The organism is Streptomyces sp. NPDC005925, from assembly GCF_040638805.1.
Classification (GTDB): Bacteria; Actinomycetota; Actinomycetes; order Streptomycetales; family Streptomycetaceae; genus Streptomyces.
This window is the reverse complement of record NZ_JBEXVL010000001.1, coordinates 280,586-296,653: the sequence shown is the minus strand read 5'-3', so window position 1 is coordinate 296,653 and position 16,068 is coordinate 280,586. Positions and strand designations below refer to the sequence as shown.

The 16,068-nt window shown below is 75.4% G+C and carries 10 protein-coding genes and 1 pseudogene; 5 read left to right on the top strand and 6 right to left on the bottom strand.

Annotation, left to right across the window (positions count from 1 at the left end):
- Positions 1–5: 5 nt before the first annotated feature.
- Positions 6–2,669 (bottom strand): SpoIIE family protein phosphatase, encoded by a 2,664-nt coding sequence (locus tag ABZ354_RS01245; protein WP_358651641.1) that lies wholly within the window; start codon positions 2,667–2,669, stop codon positions 6–8.
- A gap of 396 nt (positions 2,670–3,065) precedes the next feature.
- Between ABZ354_RS01245 and ABZ354_RS01240 the strand changes: the two genes are divergently transcribed.
- Entirely contained in the window at positions 3,066–3,728 is a 663-nt protein-coding gene (locus tag ABZ354_RS01240; RefSeq protein WP_358651639.1) for a ThuA domain-containing protein, read from the top strand.
- Between the two features lie 46 nt (positions 3,729–3,774).
- On the opposite strand, the gene ABZ354_RS01235 is transcribed toward ABZ354_RS01240, so the two are convergent.
- Positions 3,775–4,269, bottom strand: a complete 495-nt coding sequence (locus tag ABZ354_RS01235; RefSeq protein ID WP_358651637.1) for a DUF3515 family protein — start codon at positions 4,267–4,269, stop codon at positions 3,775–3,777.
- Positions 4,270–4,580: 311 nt separating this feature from the next.
- On the opposite strand from ABZ354_RS01235, the gene ABZ354_RS01230 reads away from it, so the two are divergent.
- Positions 4,581–6,203 carry a carboxylesterase family protein gene (locus ABZ354_RS01230; protein ID WP_358651635.1) on the top strand — a complete coding sequence of 541 codons (1,623 nt, stop codon included), beginning with the start codon at positions 4,581–4,583 and terminating at the stop codon, positions 6,201–6,203.
- Positions 6,204–6,514: 311 nt separating this feature from the next.
- On the opposite strand, the gene mmuM is transcribed toward ABZ354_RS01230, so the two are convergent.
- Complete coding sequence (mmuM, locus tag ABZ354_RS01225; protein WP_358651633.1) at positions 6,515–7,444, bottom strand: homocysteine S-methyltransferase; 930 nt, start codon at positions 7,442–7,444, stop codon at positions 6,515–6,517.
- A gap of 297 nt (positions 7,445–7,741) precedes the next feature.
- Here mmuM and ABZ354_RS01220 point away from each other — a divergent pair, with 297 nt between their 5' ends.
- A complete protein-coding gene (locus ABZ354_RS01220; RefSeq protein WP_358651631.1) occupies positions 7,742–9,502 on the top strand; it encodes a DUF2264 domain-containing protein in 1,761 nt (586 codons plus the stop codon).
- A 39-nt stretch (positions 9,503–9,541) separates the two neighbouring features.
- Here the strand turns inward: ABZ354_RS01220 and ABZ354_RS01215 are convergent, their stop codons facing one another.
- Positions 9,542–10,120, bottom strand: coding sequence for a WHG domain-containing protein (locus tag ABZ354_RS01215; protein WP_358651629.1), 579 nt, complete (start codon positions 10,118–10,120; stop codon positions 9,542–9,544).
- A gap of 245 nt (positions 10,121–10,365) precedes the next feature.
- Positions 10,366–11,628 carry a D-arabinono-1,4-lactone oxidase gene (locus tag ABZ354_RS01210; RefSeq protein ID WP_358651627.1) on the bottom strand — a complete coding sequence of 421 codons (1,263 nt, stop codon included), beginning with the start codon at positions 11,626–11,628 and terminating at the stop codon, positions 10,366–10,368.
- Positions 11,629–11,845: 217 nt separating this feature from the next.
- Here ABZ354_RS01210 and ABZ354_RS01205 point away from each other — a divergent pair, with 217 nt between their 5' ends.
- Both ABZ354_RS01205 and ABZ354_RS01200 read left to right on the top strand, forming a co-directional pair.
- Entirely contained in the window at positions 11,846–13,165 is a 1,320-nt protein-coding gene (locus ABZ354_RS01205; RefSeq protein ID WP_358651625.1) for a radical SAM protein, read from the top strand.
- A 164-nt stretch (positions 13,166–13,329) separates the two neighbouring features.
- Positions 13,330–14,796, top strand: a pseudogene (locus ABZ354_RS01200) (cellulose binding domain-containing protein); the annotation flags it as partial.
- Between the two features lie 35 nt (positions 14,797–14,831).
- Here ABZ354_RS01200 and ABZ354_RS01195 read toward each other — a convergent pair.
- Positions 14,832–16,043 carry a cysteine desulfurase-like protein gene (locus ABZ354_RS01195; protein ID WP_358651623.1) on the bottom strand — a complete coding sequence of 404 codons (1,212 nt, stop codon included), beginning with the start codon at positions 16,041–16,043 and terminating at the stop codon, positions 14,832–14,834.
- Positions 16,044–16,068: the final 25 nt, after the last annotated feature.

The window sequence follows — 16,068 nt, the reverse complement described above, 5'->3', positions numbered from 1 at the left end:
GGGCGTCAGCCGTCCTGCGGCTCGACGCGCACCGCGAGGATCGCGATGTCGTCGTCGTTGTCCGCGCCGAGGCCGATCAGGAGTTCGTCGCAGAACACGTCCAGCGGCTCCCGCGCCAGGTCGGCGGTCCGCCCGCGCAGCCGGTCGAGCGCCTCGTCGAGGTGCTCGCCGCGCCGCTCGATAAGCCCGTCCGTGAAGAACAGCAGCGTGGAACCGGCCGGTACGGCGCACGTGGCCCGCTGCCGTGCCGCCTCCGGGTCCATGCCGAGCAGCAGGCCCGAGCCCTCCGACAGGTAGCGGGTGCCGCCGTCGGCGGCGGTCAGCAGCGGTGGCAGATGCCCGGCGGACGACCAGTCCAGCTCCCACGGGCCGGTGTCGCCGCCCCGCAGCAGGCCGTAGATGCAGGTGGCGGTGGCCTCCCGGTACAGGGTGTGATTCGCCAGGTCCAGGCGGCGCAGCACCGTCTCCGGGGGCTCCTGCCGGTCGACGGCGATACCCCGCAGCATGCTGCGCAGCTGGCTCATGGCGATCGTCGCGTCGAGGTTGTGCCCGGTCACGTCACCGATGACCAGCGCCGGGTGCCCGCTGGGCAGCAGGAAGCTGTCGTACCAGTCGCCGCCGACCTGCGTGGTCGTGGACGACGCGGCGTAGCGGGCGGCCAGCCCCAGGTACGGGATGTCCGGCAGGACGGGCAGCATGGACCGCTGGAGGCGTTCGGCGACGTGTCGGGTGTCCTGGTAGAGGCGGGCGTTGTCCACGCCGAGCGCGAGGGTGCGGACCAGGTCGTCGACCAGCGACAGGTCCTCCTCGCCGAACGGCCGCCGTCCGCCCGTCCGGGCCACCGTCAGCGCGCCCACGATCTCCCGCCGGGCCCGCAGCGGCGCCACGATCGCGCTGGTGGCGTCGAGGTGCCGGAACAGCTGCCGGTACCCGGCGTCCAGCCGGCCCGCGGCCTGGCTCGGGAACGTCTGGGGGAGCAGCAGCGGGCCCGCGCCCCGCAGGACGCGTGCGAGGGGCCCGCGCGTCGTCTCGTCCACCGGCGGCAGCCTGCCCTCGTACGTCTCCGGGCGCAGCTCGCCGGGCTCGCGGTGCACCACACACACCCGGTCCACCTGGGAGTCCTCGGTGAGCAGGTCCACCGCGCACCAGTCGGCCAGCCGCCGCGTCAGGAGCCGGCCCACGGTCCGGAGCCCTTCCTCCAGATCCATGGTGGTGCTCAGCGTCCCGCTCGTCTCGGCCAGGAGGGAGAGCCGGTCCAGCGCGGACATGCCGGCCTCGGCCGCGGGGTGTTCCGTGTGGGCCGGGTGTTCCGCCGCAGTCGTCGATGAGGGTGGATCCGGGCGCGGTGGGCTCTGCCTGCTGGGCACGTGGGGCGTCGGTTGGATCTCGGGCGACGCCGCCGCCCTCGGAGTGAGCTGGGCGACGAACACGGTGCGCCCGTCGGCCATCTCCTGCGTCTGCACGAACAGCCGGACGGGGATGTGGTGGCCGTCGTGGTGCAGCGCGGGCAGCGGAACCGACCGGTCCACGATGCGGGACTCGCCGGTCAGCAGCAGGGACGTGAAGGCGGAGAGATGCCGTTCCCGCAGGTGTTCGGGGATGAGCGTGGTCAGCTTCCGCCCGACCAGGTCGTCGGCGTGCCAGCCGAGCAGTTCGGCCGCGGGCCCGTTGACGGCGACGATGCGGTTGCTCTCGTCCGCGGCGACGGTCGGGGTCCGGCCGGTCCGCGCGTGGGCGGCGTCCCACGGCGCCAGCTCCGACGGTCCCGCTCCCGGGACGCGCGGCACCAGCGTCCACGCCATGGGCCGCCCGCCCGCCGACTGGCCGACGATCTGGTCGAACAGCCACTCCTGGAAGAACCGGACACGGGGCAGTGCGGGCAGCGTCAGCAGGGCCCCCTCCCGGGCCGCCCGCTCGGCCGCGTCCAGTACCCGCCGCAGGGTGCGTACCTCGGGGGCGGTGTCCGCCGGCAGCACCAGGGGCAGGGCGCGCATGTCCGTGCCGGACGGCTGCTCCAGCAGTGCCGCCGTGACGCAGGCGCTGATCACGTTGTTGGTGTCGAGCGCGACGGCGAGGTCCTCCGGCGCCACCCCGAGGTCCGTTCCGCCCGCCACGGCGAGCAGCACCTCGCGCAGCAGCGCGTGCCGGTGCTGCAGGGACGCCGAGCAGAGCGCGGCCGGCACGTCGACCAGCGTCACGGTCTCGCGGGTCGCGTCGTCCGTGGTGGACGCCGCCGGGGAGCGCCACTCGGAGGGCGGCTCGGACGGCGGCGCCGGCGGACCCTCGGGCCACAGTTCGAACCACACCGTCTTGCGGCACGCGTCGCTCTCCACGCCGTGCCGCGACGCCAGCCGCCGCACCAGGGCGAGCCCCTGGCCCGTACCGGCGTACGGCGGCAGGTCGTGCGGCACCGGCGCGCGGCTCGGCCGGTGGTCGCCGACCCGCACACAGGCCCTGCCGTTCATGGTCCAGGCGGCCACCTCGACCTCGGTGGCGGCGTGCAGAAGCGCGTTGGTCACCAGCTCACCCGCCAGCAGCCGGGCCGTGTGGACCACGTCCGGAGCACACGCGCCCAACGCGTCCGCGACCAGACTCCGAGCCGACGCCGCGCTTCTCGGACTCCGCGGGAACCGGCTCCGCAGCGCCCCGGGTGGATCGGGACTGCCCATGCGGTCAAGTGTGCCGCACGAGGCGGCGGGGAGGCCAAGATCACGTACGTTTGCGCAGGCCGACGGGGTGGCGGGGTAGGCCGGGCGGGTGAACACGGCCGGTCCGTGCCCTGGCGCCCGCGCCACCGCACTGCCCGGTCCGGAGCATCCGGGTCCGGGTCCGCCGGGCGGGTCCCGGGTTCGGGTCCGGTCGGTGAACGGGTTCAGGTCCCCGGTTCGGTCCGTGGCCGGGCCGGGCGGGCGTGCCGCCCACCGTCCCGTGGCCCGCCCACCGTCCCGTGGCTCGGTCACCGTCCCGTGGCTCGCCCACCGTCCCGCGGCCCGCACGCCGCCGGCGGAGGACGGCTGCCGCACGGCCGTCGGCCTGGCCCGTCGTCCCCGCATAGGCTCGGCGGCATGGCGCCCCGACTGCTCGTCTTCACCCGCACCACCGAGTACCGGCACGAGTCCATCCCGGCCGCCGTCGCCGCCCTGCGCACCCTCGGCGACTTCGACGTCACCGCCACCGAGGACCCGACGGCCCTCGAAGCGCCCCTGGACGCCTTTGCCGCCGTCGTGTTCCTGTCCACCAGCGGCGAGGTGCTGACCCCGGCCGGCCGCGACGGGCTCGCCGCGTACGCCGAGGCGGGCGGCGGCTTCGTCGGCGTGCACGCGGCGGCCTGCACCGAGTACGACTGGCCCTACTACGGCGAGCTGCTCGGCGCCCGCTTCGACCGCCACCCCGCCCTTCAGCCCGGCCGGGCCGTGGTCGAGGACCGGGACCACCCGGCCACCCGGCACCTGCCGGCCGTGTGGGACTTCACCGACGAGTGGTACGACTTCCGCACCAACCCGCGCCCGGCGGTACGCGTCCTCGTCAGCGCCGACGAGACGTCGTACGACGGTGGTGGCATGGGCGGGGACCATCCGCTGGCCTGGTGCCGTGAGCAGGGCCGGGGCCGCGTCTTCTACACCGCGCTGGGACACACCTCCGAGGCGTACCGGGATCCGGACTTCCGGGCCCACCTGCTGGGCGGCGTCACCTGGGCGGCACGGACGCAGGAACGGGCACGGACGTAGAAGGCGCCAGCGCGGAAGCGGCCGCGAACGGAGCAGCGGGCGGTGACTACGCGGCGTCCTGGAGGCCGACGCACCGCCGCTTCTGCGGGATCCAGTCGACGGCGGGATTCAGCGCGGCGAGGAGGCCGCCCACCTCGGAGCGTGACCCGGTGTACGTGAACTCGACGGCGGGGGAGCGGCCGTACGTCCTCAGCACGCTCACACCGTCCGCCTGCAGGCGCTTCTCGTCCAGGACCCAGTCGACGCCGTCGACCGTGAGGCAGAGGTTGATGTTCGGGGGGAGTTCCTCGGCGCCGCAGCGCAGCACCGCCGCCCGGTCGCCCCAGGAGGCGACGGCGTCCCCGATCGTCCAGTCGCGCGACATGCCGGGGATGGTCTCGGGGGCGCGGGAGAGGACCTTGTCGCACCGGGGGTGATCGGCGTGCGGGGCGGGGCCGATCCGGTGACTGTCGACGATCCGCACCCCGGCGATCACCGCCGCCACGACCACGGCGAGGACGATCCACGTCCTCGGGCCGGGCTTCTTGCGCCACCTGCTCACTGGAGGGCTTCCGGCCTGCATGGTCCGATCCGTCGTCGTGCGCTGCTGTCCGCGGTTGTCCACTGGTGTCTGGTGTCTGGTGTCTGGTGTCGTCCACGGTCGTCCGCCGCTGCCGGGACAGTGCGGCCGGCGACGCGGCGACCGCCAGCCTAGCCCCGCCCGAGGAGCCGCCGCCCACCAGGGCGGATCGCCCGCCACTCCACCCGGGGGACCGGGGGACCATGGGACCGGGTTCGAGGGAACCCGGTGGGTAGAACCCGGATACACAGGGACACGCGGTGAGCGCGCGGGCGGAGGAGGCTGGTGAGCGGATGACGGCAGACCGGGCGGAGCCCGTGGTGACAACCCCGTACGGGGCGGTGCGCGGCCGGTACGACCGGGGGATCGCCGTATTCCGAGGCGTCCCCTACGCCGCGCCGCCCTTCGGCCCGCGCCGGTTCCGGCCGCCCGTGCCGCCCGAACCCTGGGACGGTGTCCGCGACGCGGGTTCCTTCGGGCCGACGGCGCCCAAACCGCCGTACTCGGAGGCCTTCGCGCAGTACCTCCACGACCCCGCGCTGCCCGGCGACAACTGCCTCAACCTCAACGTCTGGACCCCCGGCCCCGACCCGGCCGCCCGGCTCCCCGTGCTGGTCTGGCTGCACGGCGGCGCCCTGACCCGGGGCTCGTCCGCCGTCCCCGTGTACGACGGCCACGCCTTCGCCCGCGACGGCGTCGTCTGCGTCTCCCTCAACTACCGCCTCGGCGTGGAGGGGTACGGCCTCTTCCCGGACGCCCCCGCCAACGCCGGCCTGCGTGACCAGATCGCCGCCCTGACCTGGGTGCACGAGGCGATCGACGCCTTCGGCGGCGACCCGGACCGGATCACGCTGGGCGGCCAGTCCGCGGGCGCCGTCAGCGTCGGCGCCCTGCTCGCCGCACCGCAGACCCAGGGCCTGGTGCGGCGGGCCGTCCTGCAGAGCGGCGCGCCCGAGGCCACCGACCGTGACAAGGTGCGGCGCGTGGTGCGCCGAATGGCGGCCCGGCTGAAGGTGCCCGCGACCGCGGAGGCGTTCGCCGCCGTCGACCGCGACCTGCTGCTGCGCACCCAGGCCGAGGTGGGCAGGCTCAGCAGTCCCGTACTCGGCGGGCCCGCCTTCGGGATCGTCGTCGACGGCGACGTCGTGCCGCGTGATCCGCTGCAGGCGCTCACCGAGGGCGGCGCGGCCCGTGGCGTGGACCTGCTGGCGGGCTGGACCCGGGACGAGTACCGGCTCTGGCTGGTGCCCGGCGGGCTGCTGGAACGCGTCGACCGGCTCGGCTCGTTCGCCCTGGCCGGCGCACGTGCCCGCTGCCGCTGCGGCCCCGAGGTGCCGCGGGCCTACCGCGCCCTGCACCCGGACGCCGGCGCCGCCGAACTCGTCGGCCAGCTGGTCACCGACCACCTGCTGCGCATCCCGCTGCACCGGCTGGCCGACGCGCGCCGGGAGGCGTCGTACGTCTACGAGTTCGCCTGGCCCTCCCGCCGGCCCGGCCTCGGCGCCTGCCACGCCCTGGAGCTGGGCTTCGTCTTCGACACGGGCACGACACCCGCCTCCGCCCTTCTCGCCGGCGAGGACACCCCGCGGGACCTGGCCGAGGCCATGCACACGGCCTGGGTGCGCTTCGCCACGGACGGCGACCCGGGCTGGGAGCGCTGGGACCCGGGCCACCCGGTGAGGATCTTCGGCGACGGCGCGCCGCACACGGCGTACGGTCCCCGGGACCGTGAATACGCCGTGTGGACCGCCGACAGCACCCTCCGCCGGGCGGCCCCCGGCCGGCCACGACCCAGGCCCGAGTTCCGGCCACGCCCCCTGTCCGAATTCCTGCCCGCTGACACGGCCGTCCGGCGCGCGGAACTCCGCGCGGTGATAGGGCGACTGCGGCGCGCCGGAGCCCTGCGGAGGCCCTGACCCCGGACCGGAACCGCGGAGACGGGCGAAGACACCGGAGACGGCACCGGAGACGGCACCGGTTCACGACGGCGGGCGAGGCCGCCGGACCACGGAGACGGGCGAGGCCGTCGGTTCACGGAAGCGGGCGAGCACACCGGACCACGGAGAGGGGCGAAGACACCGAAGGCGCGACGGTCCAGGGAGGCGGGCGGGGCAAGGGGGCGGAGGCCGGCGGGCGGGCGCGGGCGCGGGCGGGCGCTGTGGGGGTCGGGCACATGGTCGTGGGAGACGGACCGGCCCGCCCCCGCACCCTCCCGGGCCTGAGCCCCTTACCCGTCCCGTACCTCCGACAGCGCCCGCCGGATCTCCGCGACCGTCTCCGGTCCCACCCGGCAGCAGCCGCCGATCAGTCGGGCGCCGGCGGCGTGCCAGGCGCGGACCCGGTCGGGTGTGAGGGTGGGGCGGCCGGTCCAGGCGCGGGTGCCGGCGTTCCAGGTCTCGCCGCTGTTGGGGTAGGCCACGACCGGCTTGCCGGTGACGCGGGCCGCGGTCCCGATCGCGGGCCGGACGTCCTCGGGCGCACAGCAGTTGACGCCGACCGCGATCACCTCGTCCGCGTCGGCGGCCGGACCGTAGGCCTCCTCCAGCGGCTGTCCGGCGCGGGTGCGGTCCCCGGCGACGCTGTACGACAGCCAGACCGGAACACCCAGCCCGCGCACCGCCCGCAGCAGCGCCTCGGCCTCGACCGCGTCGGGAACCGTCTCCAGGGCGAGGACGTCGGGCCCGGTGGCGGCCAGTGTCTCGACGCGGGGGCGGTGGAAGCGTTCCAGCTCGCCGACGGTCAGGCCGTACCGGCCCCGGTACTCGGAGCCGTCCGCCGGCATCGCCCCGTACGGGCCGACCGAGGCCGCCACCCACAGGGGGCGCGTCATCCCGCGGGCCCGGGCGCGACGGGCCGCCTCACGGGCCGACGCCACGCTGAGGGCGAGGAGCTCACCGGCGCCGGCGCGGTCGATGCCGCGGCGCGCGAAGCCCTCGTACGTGGCCTGGTAGCTGGCGGTGATCGCCACGTCCGCGCCCGCCTCGAAGTAGGCGAGGTGCGCCTCGGTGACGGCCTCGGGCTGTTCCGCGAGCAGCCGCGCCGACCACAGTTCGTCGCCGAGGTCGTGCCCCGCGGACTCCAGCTGGTTGGACATCCCGCCGTCGAGGACGACGGTTCCGGCGGTGAGGGCTTCGAGCAGGGTGGGCGTGCCGGTCATGCGGCGACGGTAACCGACGCACGGTCACCGGGCAGGGCGGTGGCCGGCCCCGGCGGGAGTGACGTCCGGTCCGATCCGCGCGGAGGTTCTGACGACGCCCCGACGGGAACCAGACCCGCAGCCGTAGTCGGAACGGCAGCCAGCCGGAACCAGACCGCAGCCCCGCCGGAACCGGGAGAACAGCCCCGAACCGGAAGGACCGCCGGAGCCGGAAGCACAGCGGGACCGGAACCCGAGCCCGGTGTCCCCGCCCTCCCCAGGCCCGTACGAGACGAGACCCGCGAGAAGGACGACCCCATGCGACTGCCTCCCGACGACCGCACCCGCAGCCCGTACACGGGCTACACCCGCGCCCATTGGGAGGCCGCGGCGGACGCGCTGCTCGCCGCCGTCGAGCCGTACGCCACCGCCGACCGCGCGCTCTACCACCTGCCGGGCGACCGCGCCGGCTGGTCGGGGCGGCTCTCCGACGGGCTGGAGGGCTACGCCCGCACCCTGCTGCTCGCGGCGTTCCGGCGCGACGAGGAGCCCCTCGGCCGGTATGCCGAGGGGCTCGCGGCCGGGGTGGGCGGCGTGTGGCCCCGTATCGAGGACCGCGGCCAGCCCCTGGTGGAGGCGGCGTCGATCGCGCTCGCGCTGCGGCTCACCCGCCCTCTGCTGTGGGACCGCCTCGACGACGCCGTACGGCAGCGGGCGGCCGGCTGGCTCGGGGCCGCGCTGACCGCCGAACCCTGGCCGTGCAACTGGGAACTGTTCCCCGTCACGGTCGCCGGGTTCCTCCAGGAGGCCGGTCACGAGCCCGAGGCGTGCCGGGCGGCGGTGGAGCGGGGTCTGGGACGCGTAGAGGAGTGGTACGTCGGCGGCGGCTGGTACACGGACGGCCCGCACCGGGCCTTCGACCACTACAACGGCTGGGCCCTGCACCTCTATCCGGTGCTGCACGCCTGGCTCGCCGACGACGCCGGCCTCCTCGACCGGTACGGGGCCCGCCTGGAGGCACACCTCGCCGACTACGCCCGGCTGTTCGGCGGCGACGGCGCCCCCGTGCACCAGGGCCGCTCCCTCACCTACCGGTTCGCGACCGCCGCCCCGCTGTGGCTCGGCGCGCTGACCGGCCGGACCCCGCTGCCGCCGGGCGAGACGCGCCGGCTGGCCTCGGGGGCGCTGCGGTACTTCCTGGAGCGGGGCGCGGTGGACGACCGGGGACTGCTCACCCTGGGCTGGCACGGCCCCGACGAGACCGTCCTGCAGGGCTACTCGGGCCCCGCCTCCCCGTACTGGGCGAGCAAGGGCTTCCTCGGTCTGCTGCTGCCCGCCGACCACGAGGTGTGGACGGCCGCCGAACAGCCGGGCCCGGCCGGGCGCGCCGACGCCGTCACCCCCGCCACGGCCCCCAACTGGCTGCTTCAGTCGACGCGTTCCGACGGCCTGGTCCGGCTCCACAACCACGGCAGCGAGGACGTCCGCTACGACCCGCACTACACGCGCCTCGCCTACTCGACGGCCACGCGCCCGTCACCCGCCCACGACAACAGTGTGATCGTCGGCGGTGACCCGGGCCGCACGGGCATCGTGCCGCTCGGGGCCGGGGCCGGGGCCGGGGCCGGGGCCGGGGCCGGAGACGGAGACGGAGACGGCTGGGCGGCATCCCGGCACACCGCCGCAGCGGGCGCCCACGTGGTGAGTCTGGTGGCGGCCTCGGGGCCGGCCGAGGTGCGCGCCTTCCTGGTGGCGGGCGCCGCGCCGGGGACGCCGGTACGGGTGACGGGCTGGACGCCGGGAGAGGGGACACGGGCCGAACTCCTGCCCGTGCACGGCCTCTCCGGTTCCGAACAGGCCGTCGGCGTGACCGGTCCGACGGACGGCGGCACGCTGTTCGTCGCGCTGGCACGCCTGACCGGCGAACCCGCACCGGCGCCGCTCGCGGACCTGGTGTCGGTGGAGGTGGCGGCGGTACCGGACGGCGACGAGATCACCGTCCACTGGGCCTCGGGCGCCGACCGCCGCTTCCGGTTCACGCGGACCGAGGACGGCACCTGGTCCGTGCGCGCCGTGTAGGCGCGGCGTCCGGGACACCTCGGCCGGGAGGGCGGACGGTCACGGGCGGGGCCGGGCGGGCCAGTTCTCCAGCGCGACGTGCAGGGCGTCCACGACACGCTCCCACGACGCGCACAGGTCACGGGGGGCGCCGAAACCGCCGTCGGCCTCCAACGTGCAGAAACCGTGGAAGGCACTGCGCAGCAGCCGTACGGCGTCCGTGAGGTCGGGCTCGTCGAGACCGTACGTCCGCAGCAGGCCGTAGGTGACCTCGGCGGTCCTGGCCATCGCCGGGCTGGACGCGACGACGGCCTGGTCGACGCGGATCTGCGTGGCCGCGTACCTCCCCGGATGCTCCAGCGCGTACGCCCGGTACGCGTCGGCGTAGGCCCCCAGCGCGTCCCGGCCCGAGCGGCCCTCGACGGCCGCCGCGATCCGCTCGATCAGGTCGGCCCCGGCCAGCAGCGCCATCCGCGTCCGCAGGTCCCGCAGCCCCTTGACGTGCGAGTACAGGCTGGCGTCCCTCACCCCGAAGTGCCGCGCCAGCGCCGACAGGGTGACGTTCTCGAAGCCCGTCTCGTCGGCCAGTGCGACGGCGGCTTCGACGAGGCGGTCGGCACTGAGGCCGGCGCGGGGCATGGGCGGGATGCCTCCGGAAGGAGAGACTGGGGGACGGTCGCGGGGGCCGAGGTCCGGGAGCGCAGTTTCCCACAGCGCGGTGAGGGGGAGCCGGCGGGCGCCAGCGGTGCCGCCTCCCGCAGCCGGGCCGGCAGGCGCGTGCGGTGCCGCCTCCCGCAGCCTCCTCTCTGCTGCGGCCGGGCCCGCCCCGGAACCGCCCGCGAGGACGGTCCCGCATCACGCCTCCCCGCGAGGACGGTCCCGCGTTACGCCTCCCCGAGAACCGTCCGCACGAACCCGTTCGTGAACGTGCCCTCCGGGTCCAGCGACCGGACCAGTTCCCGGAAGTCGCCGAGCCGCGGGTACCGCCCGCGCAGCACCGCGGCCGGAGTGGTGAACACCTTGCCCCAGTGCGGCCGGGCCCCGAATCCGTCCAGTGCCTCCTCCAGCCGCCGTACCACCGGCACCACCGCCGCCGAGTCCTCGACCCACGTGAAGTGCACCGCCACGGTGTCCCTCCCGTACGACGGGCTCAGCCACTGCTCGTCGGCGGCGACGGTGCGCACCTCGCAGGTCTGCAGCACGGGGGCGACCGTCTCCCGGATCGCGTCGACCGCGTGCAGCGCGTCCACGGCGTACCGCCGCGGCAGCAGGTACTCCGACTGGAGTTCCGCGCCGCTGCTCGGCGTGAACTCGGCCCGGAAGTGCGGCAGCCGCTCGTGCCAGGGCCCCGCCACCCCGAACTGCTCGGTGCAGTTCACGGCCGGCATGCCCGGTACGGGATGCATCTTCTCGGTGGCGGGCGGCGCCCACGGGAAGCCGGGCAGCGGCCGGTCGGCGCGGCGCTTCAGCCACACCTGCCGGAAGCCCGGCGCGCGCCAGTCGGTGAACAGGCTCACGCTGTACGCCGCCGACATCACCGTCTCGAACGTGCCGGCGTCCAGCCCGTCCAGCGGCAGTTCCGTGAACACGTACTGCTCGACGTCGAACGTCGGCTCCAGGTCGAGGGTGAGCGCGGTGACCACGCCGAGCGCGCCGAGCGAGGTGACCGCGCCGCCGAAGCGTTCCTCCCCCCGGCTGATCGTGATGGTGGCGCCGTCCGCCGTCACCAGCTCCACCTCGCGCACGGCCGCGGCGAGCGGGCCGTTGCCGACACCCGAGCCGTGCGTGCCGGTCGCGACCGAACCGGCCACCGAGATGTGCGGCAGCGACGCCATGTTGGGCAGCGCGAGCCCCCGGGCCTGCACCAGCCGGGCCAGCTCCGCGTACCGGACCCCGCCGCCGACCCGCACGGTACGGGCCGCCGTGTCGACGTCGGCCCCGGCCGGCAGGTCCGCCAGCGACAGCAGGACGCCGTCCGCGCCGGGCTCGGCGATCTCGTTGAAGGAGTGCCCGCTGCCGAGCACCCGCACCCGGGCGCTGCCCGCGACGAGCGCGCGCAGCGCGTCCAGCGAGCGCGGCCGGTGCAGTTCCCCGGCGGCGTAGGTGATGTTGCCGGCCCAGTTGGTCACGGTCGCGGTCTCGGTCATCGTCGTCCTTCCCCGGGGCGTGAAGGACCGGGAGGGTCCCCGCCGGAACCTACCTCCCCGCCGCGGACCTCCCCGCCCCAGGCCGGTCCTCCCGCGGAGAGCGCTTTCCCGCCCGGCGCGCCCCTCGCCGCGAGTCGCCGGGGACCCGGCGCGGCCCGCGCGCGGCGCTGGGCATACCGTGAGGAGTCGTACGTCCGAACCGGGAGGAGACACGTCGATGGGCAGCCGTACCGCGCTGGTCGAGGATCTGATGGAGCGCTTCCCGCACGTCCCGCGCGAAGCCGTCTTCAAGGAGGACCTGCTCCGGGGAGGAGTCGCCTTCGATCCCTCGGCGCTCAGTGACAACGAGGGCGGGGAGGTCAAGCCGAAGTCGTACTTCATCTTCTCCTTCGACCACGGCACGCTGCCCGAGCTGGGCGAGGCGGCCCTCAGGCGCCCGCCCGAGGAGATCATCCTCACCGGGGGCCCCTACGACCTGCGCCGCACCGTGGTCTCGGTGCGCGTGAACCCGTCGTCGCCGTACCGCGTCGCCCCGGACGACGACGGCATGCTCGGCCTCTACCTGGACGGCCGGCGCATCGCCGACGTGGGCGTGCCGCCGATGCCGGAGTACTACCGGCACACCCTGTCCAACGGGAAGTCCGTCATGGAGGTCGCCCCCACCATCCAGTGGGGCTACCTGATCTACCTGACCGTCTACCGGGTCTGCCAGTACTTCGGCGCCAAGGAGGAGTGCCAGTACTGCGACATCAACCACAACTGGCGCCAGCACAAGGCGGCCGGCCGCCCCTACACGGCCGTCAAGGACGTCGACGAGGTGCTGGAGGCCCTGGAGATCATCGACCGGTACGACACGGCGAAGGCGTCCACCGCGTACACGCTCACCGGGGGAGCCATCACCTCGAAGGTCGCCCGCCGCGACGAGGCCGACTTCTACGGCCACTACGCCAGGGCCATCGAGGAGCGCTTCCCCGGCCGCTGGATCGGCAAGGTCGTCGCGCAGGCCCTGCCGAAGCCGGACGTGCAGCGCTTCAAGGACTACGGCGTGCAGATCTACCACCCCAACTTCGAGGTGTGGGACCGCCGCCTGTTCGAGCTGTACTGCCCCGGCAAGGAGCGCTACGTCGGCCGTGACGAGTGGCACCGCCGCATCCTCGACTCGGCGGACGTGTTCGGCGCGCGCAACGTCATCCCGAACTTCGTGGCCGGCGTCGAGATGGCCGAGCCGTCCGGCTTCACCAGCGTCGACGAGGCCATCGCCTCCACCACCGAGGGCCTGCGCTTCTTCATGTCGCACGGCATCACGCCCCGCTTCACCACCTGGTGCCCGGAGCCGACCACGCCGCTCGGCAGGGCCAACCCGCAGGGCGCGCCGCTGGAGTACCACATCCGGCTGCTGGAGGCCTACCGCGCCACCATGGACGACTTCGGCCTGTCCTCCCCGCCCGGATACGGCCCGCCCGGCCCCGGCCGCGCGGTGTTCTCCGTGAGCTCCTTCATGGACAGCCTGTCCGCGGAGACACCCGTCGAGGCGTGACCGCGGGGGCGCGCGGCGGCCGTGGACGATCCGGCCGCCGCGCTGCCCCGCGCCGCTTGTCAGGGCGGCGGACGGCGTGCAAGGCTTCGTACCCTGCCGCGAGGTTTCGCACAACTCCACCCCACGTGAGATGAGTTGGCCTCGCTTGTGAACGCAGGAGACCCATGCCCGACCTGTCCGTCCCGCGGGACGCGACCGAGGCCGCCGTGTTCTCCGAGTGCTGGGACGCCGTGCTCGCCTACGCCGACCTGTGCACGACGGGCACCGACGCCGCCCCCGATCTGGCCGCCGAGGCGTTCGCCCGCGGCATGCGCGAGGCCCGCGCCGCCCTGCCCGCCACCCGGGCCCGCCGCTCCCGCAGGCTGCCCCGCATCCCCCTGCTGCTGACCGCCGTACGTGCCACAGCCGCGTCCTGGGAGGCGGACGGGCGCGGCGACCGGCTCGCCCCCGGACTGCGGCAGTGGCTGAACTCCGAGGAGGCGGGCCGCTGGACGGCACCCCCGCCGCGCCGCCCCCTCGCGCTCCGGGCCCTGCGAGACCTGCAGGAGCCGGAGGCGGAGTTACTGTGGCTCGTCGACGTGGAGGCGCTGGCGCTGCCAACCGCCGCCCGCCGCATCGGCATCGCCCCGTCCGCAGCGGCCGGTGAACTCGCCCAGGTCCGCGGCCTGTTCCGGGACCGCTGCCGCCGGGGCCACCTCGACACCCCGATCGACTCCCGCTGCCGCAGCTACGCCCGGCTGCTGGACACCGTCACCCGCACACCCGGCCAGGACACCCCCGACGACCTGATACGTCACCTCGCCGGCTGCGCCCGGTGCGCCGAGGCCGCCGCGTGCCTGCGGCAGGGCGCCGCGCTGCCCGGCGCGCTCGCCTCGGGCGTCCTCGGCTGGGGCGGCCCCGCCTACCTGGAACGCCGCAAACGGGCCGCCGCCGCCCGGCTCGGCACCGGGCGGCCCGGCCCGGTGCCACCCGGACCCGCCGGACCAGGTGACGGCACGCACAAGGAGCCCGTCGCGCGGGGCGGGCTGCTCCTCGCCGTGGGCCTGCTGTCGCTGCTGACGCTCGCCGTCTCCCTGCTGCCGCACGGCCGGCCCACCGGCACCGCCGGCACCAGCGGGACCCACGACACCGCCGCCCGCGCGCCCGTCGCCGGCCCGAAGCCCACCGAGCCCGACGCCGGGCCGTCCGCCCCCGGCGCCACCGGATCGCCGACCCAGCGGCCCTCCCGCAAGACCACGCCACGCCCCGGCCGGAAGGACCACCCGGGCCGGGCACCCCGGACGATCCCGTCCGCCACGGCCCGCGGCCGCAGCGCCCCCGCCCCCGACACCACCCGGCCGCCCTCCTGCCAGGCCCGCTACGACCTCGTCAAACAGTGGCCCGACGGCTTCCAGGCCAAGGTCACCGTCACCAGCGGGGCCGCCCTGGACGGCTGGCGCGTCGCCTGGACGTTTCCCGACGGCCAGCGCGTCACCCGGATGTGGGACGCGACGTACACGCGGAAAAGCGACCGTGTCACGGCGCACGCCGCCGGCTACAACGGTGACGTCCGGGCGGGAGGCAGCCTCACCTTCGGCTTCCTCGCCTCCTGGAGCGGCCGGAACGCCCCGCCGTCCGACATCGCGCTGAACGGGTACGGCTGCGAGATCGTCAGGTCCCCACCCGTTCAGCGGGGCAGGGAGCCGAGCGCCGTCAGCAGCCGGTCGATGTCCTCGGCGCAGCTGTACGGCGCGAGTCCGACCCGCACCCCGCCCTCGTCGCCCAGCCCGAGCCGGCGGGACGCCTCCACCGCGTAGAACGATCCCGCCGGGGCGTCCACCCGCTGCTCGGCCAGGTGCCGCGCGACCTCGGCGGGGCGCCGGCCCGCCACCGTGAACAGCAGGGTGGGCGTGCGCCGCGCGGCCCGCGAGTACACCGTGATGCCGCCCAGGTCGGCCAAGCCCCGCTCGATGCGCACCCGCAGGGCGTTCTCGTGCTCCTCCAGCGCCGCGAAGGACGCCCGCAGCCGCGCCCGCCGGTCACCCCCGGCCCCGTCGGTGTCCGGCGCGAGCCCGGCGAGGAAGTCCACGGCGGCACGTGCCCCGGCCAGCAACTCATAGGGCAGGGTGCCCAGTTCGAAGCGCTCCGGGACGGTGTCGGCGGACGGCAGCAGCTTGTCCGGCCGCAGGGACTCCAGCAGTTCGAGGCGGCCGGTCAGCACGCCCAGGTGCGGGCCGAGGAACTTGTACGGCGAGCAGACCAGCGTGTCCGCGCCGAGCCCGGCCAGGTCGACGCAGATGTGCGAGGCGTAGTGCACGGCGTCCACATGGAACAGCGCGCCCGCCTCGTGCGCCAGCGCGGCGAGCGCCGGCACGTCGGGGAGGGTGCCGATGAGGTTGGACGCCGCGGTCACCGCGACCAGCCGGGTGCGGTCCGACAGCACGGCCGCGAGATGCTCGGGGCGCAGCTCACCGCTCACCGGGTCGAAGTCCGCCCACCGGACGGTGGCGCCGGCCGCCGCTGCGGCCTGGACCCACGGCCGGATGTTGGAGTCGTGGTCGAGCCGGGTGACGACCACCTCGTCGCCCGGACCCCAGTCCTTGGCGAGGGTGCGCGCCAGGTCGTAGCCGAGCTGGGTGGCGCTGCGGCCGAACACGACGGCCCGCGGGTCGGCCGCGAGCAGGTCGGCCAGGGCGCGGCGGGCGTCCAGCACGATGCCGTCCGCGTTCCGCTCGCCCTCGGTCAGCCGGCCGCGGTTGGCCAGCGGGCGGGTGAGGACCTCGGCGATCGCGTCGACGACCGGCTGCGGGGTCTGGGTGCCGCCGGGCGCGTCGAAGCGGGCCGAGCCCGATCGCAGGGCGGGGACCCGGGCGCGGATCGCGGCGACGTCGAGAGCCATGGACACTCCTGAGCGGTACGGGTGC